Here is a 3,422-nt window from a genome sequence, read left to right as displayed (position 1 = left end):
ACTAAATACAAATCTAATAGCGTAGTCGAAATCAAAAATATATGATGCGATTCTGAGACAAGCTCAGAATGACAAAATCCGTTGTCCAAACAGATTTGATTATTAATAAAAAAAACGTAAAACGTTAAGCATAGACCGTAAACCGTAAGAAAAAACAAACAAACTTTACTTCAAAATTTTGCTTACCACTTATCGCTTACCACTTACTCCCAACATCAAGGCAAGATGAAGGCAACATAGTGGCAGTAGAGTGGCAGTAAAGTGTAGGCAATAAAAAAGAGAAGTATGACCTCTCTTTTTTATTCATCATTTAAGTTTCTTTGAAATAATCGATTAGACTTATATGCTCAAAGACATTCAAAACTAGAGAAATTTATAGATCAACAAAGAATACAACAAGTATATTATATAAAAAGGATGTATAATTTATAAATTATACACTTTTAAACGATTAAGTACTTAATAAACGATTTACGATATAAAATAAAGTATTTTAGTAGTAATCAATAAATCTATACCATGAAAAGAGTTGTAGTGTACACATACATACTCTTTCTACTTCCGCTTATAACAATGGCTAATCAAGTTGATTCCTTAGCCTCAAAAGATAATGCCTATTTAATAGAAAAATTGGATGAATTAATACATGAAAAGACTCATCCAAATGCGATGCTATATGTGCAAGCCTATATTAGAAATGCTAAAAAACAAAACGATAAGCTAAATTTGTTTTACGCCTATAAAGAAGGAGTCTTTTTTTCAAGTCATTTAAACACGCAAGTAGAATATGCAGATAGTGCGATAATTACTGCCAGGAAATTAAAAAATAAAGATTTAATAGCAACAGCTTTATTATCAAAAGGGTTAGCCTATTACAAAGCAAAATATTATAGAGAGGCGTTACAAAATTACTTATATGCAGATCAGGAGTTAAGCCATTCAAAAGATCAGTACCTAATGCATAAAGTAACGTTTAATATGGCGATGATTAAAATAAAATTACATCAATATAACCAAGCAGAAGAATTGTTGCTTAAATGTAAAGCCTTTTTCCAAACAAAACCAGAAAACAAAGACTACCAAGCGTATCTATTAAATACAATATATCAATTAGCATGTCTCCATCAAGAAGTTGGTAACAAAGCAAAAGCGAAAGAATTTAATCAATTAGGATTAAATAAAAGCAAACTTGAAAATAACGAATTTTATCAAAGATACTTTACGATTAATAAAGCAATTGATGAGTTTTTAAATGATCAATTTGAGACAGCAATTCAATTATTATCGACTAAAGAAGATATTTTAATAAAAACGAATGATTTTAATACACTAACCAAAATCTATTACTACAAAGCAAAGGCATTTGATAAATTGAATAATCAACAACATAAAATAATATATTTTAATAAAATAGACAGTATTTTCAATGAATACAACTTCTTAGAAATTAAATACAGACCGATATACGAAAACATTTTAGATGAGGCATTAGAAGCTTCTGATACGAACAGGCAACTATATGTAATCAATCAATTACTAAAAATGGATGAGTTAAATTATAAGCTAGATGCAGAAATGATACAAGTTGTGTACAAAGAATACGATACAGTGCAATTGCTCAAATTAAAGGAAAAAATATTGAATAAATCTCAAAAATTATATTACGTATTGGCAGCGTGTTTTACTGGAATAATAATATTGACAGTAGGAATTGTAAAAACTAGAAATAAAAATAAACATTTAATCGAAAAGTACAATCTGTTTATTGAAGAATCTGCTCAATCAAGTTACACAGAACGGAGACTATCGATTAAAGATGAAGAGGATTTGAACAAAGAAGCATTTGAAAGTTTATTATTAAAATTTGAAAAATTTGAGCGGGACAGAGAATTTTTAAACCCTAATATAACAGTAGTAAGTTTGGCAAAATCATTTTCAACAAACACCACTTATTTATCAAAATGTGTCAATCAGTACAAAGGAATTAATTTTCCTTCTTACATCAATCGGTTGAGAATAAAATTTATTACTGATTTATTACAAGAACAGCCACAATACCTTAATTATAGTGTAGGAGCATTAGGAGANNAGGTTATATGAATCCAAGACAATTTTCAAATGTTTTTTACAGTGAAACGGGCTTGCGTCCCTTAGATTTTATTAAAATTCAAAAACAAAAAAATAAAGAAAGCATATAATGGTACATTAGTGTAATATATTGACATACAGGTGCTAAAAAAGACTTGGCTATTGTTTTAAACACATCGCTATTGCAACTTTACAAAACCATTGCGCAATGGAGATCAATGTTTAATTTAAAATTATAAAAAAATGGCGAAGCAAAAAGGCTTTTTAAAACTTAGAGGTTCAATCGGAGATTTAAACTTCTACAAATCAAAAGATGGTTATATGGTGAGAGAAAAAAGCTCTATAGACCGTAATACCATAATGAGTGATCCGCGATTTCAGCGTACCAGGGAAAATATGCAAGAATTTAAAAATGCTGGTACTGCAGGAAAAACATTACGTAATGCATTCAATGCAATTGTAAAAAATGCAAAAGACAGTAGGCTATCTAGCCGTCTTACAAAAGTAATGCATGGTATACTAAAAGAAGATACAATAAATGTTCGTGGTCAAAGAAATGTACACAAAGGAAATCAATTATTGATGAAAGGGGTTGATTTTAATGCAGGGGCATCATGGTTAAAAACGGTATTAATTCCAGTGCAAGTAACAATAGATCGTATCTCTGGTGAAACAAAGTTTACATTAGATGCATACAAACCCTTAGATGTGATAATAGCACCGCAAGGGGCTACGAATTACCGATTTGTAGCAGCTTCTACAGAGATAGATTTTGAGAAAAACGAATACATTACCAAAACATCGTATACAGATTATTATCCATATGATGAGGTTGAAGTGAATGATGTAGAGTTGTTGAACAATCTTTCTCCAAATTCAGAGCATACAATCGCCTTAGCAATTGGAATTGAATTCTATCAAGAGGTGAATTCTGTTTTATATCCATTAAAGAATGGAAGTTTTAACGCTGCACATTTAATCGAAATTAATTTACCATGACGACAATTGTAGTAGAACGCATGTATTATCCAAATGGCACAAATGGAAGCCTATTCATAAATGATAAGTTTGTATGCTATACCATCGAATTGCCATGGAAAGAGAACAAACCACGTAATTCATGTATACCAGAAGGATGTTACACAATCAAAAAGAGAAGTTCACCAAAATTTGGAGAACATTTTCTGATTACAAACGTGCCCAATCGTTCAATGATTTTAATTCATCCTGCCAATCATGCAAAAACTGAATTACAAGGATGTATAGCTCCAGTAACCAAATTAACAGGTGAAGGGAGAGGAGAGTTATCAAGAAAAGCATTTACAAATTTTAAA

Annotated in this window: 2 protein-coding genes; both read left to right on the top strand. The window is 30.1% G+C overall.

All coding sequences use genetic code 11. The features are described 5' to 3' along the window. Nucleotides 1–2,331 precede the first annotated feature (2,331 nt). Nucleotides 2,332–3,087 carry a hypothetical protein gene (locus tag B4H69_RS11875; RefSeq protein WP_180906520.1) on the top strand — a complete coding sequence of 252 codons (756 nt, stop codon included), beginning with the start codon at nt 2,332–2,334 and terminating at the stop codon, nt 3,085–3,087. Further along, nucleotides 3,084–3,422 (top strand): DUF5675 family protein (locus B4H69_RS11870; protein WP_291094117.1); only part of this gene is annotated, 339 nt, incomplete at its 3' end. The genes B4H69_RS11875 and B4H69_RS11870, both read left to right, overlap by 4 nt.

This window comes from Empedobacter sp. UBA6745, from assembly GCF_002453775.1.
GTDB lineage: Bacteria > Bacteroidota > Bacteroidia > Flavobacteriales > Weeksellaceae > Empedobacter > Empedobacter falsenii_C.
The sequence above is the reverse complement of the archived record's forward strand: the minus strand, read 5'-3'. Positions and strand labels throughout refer to the sequence as shown.

What these genes read in the sequence shown, in the direction of transcription:
- B4H69_RS11875 (WP_180906520.1), top strand. Translation starts at nt 2,332, where the DNA reads ATGGCGAAGCAAAAAGGCTTTTTAAAACTTAGAGGTTCAATCGGAGAT.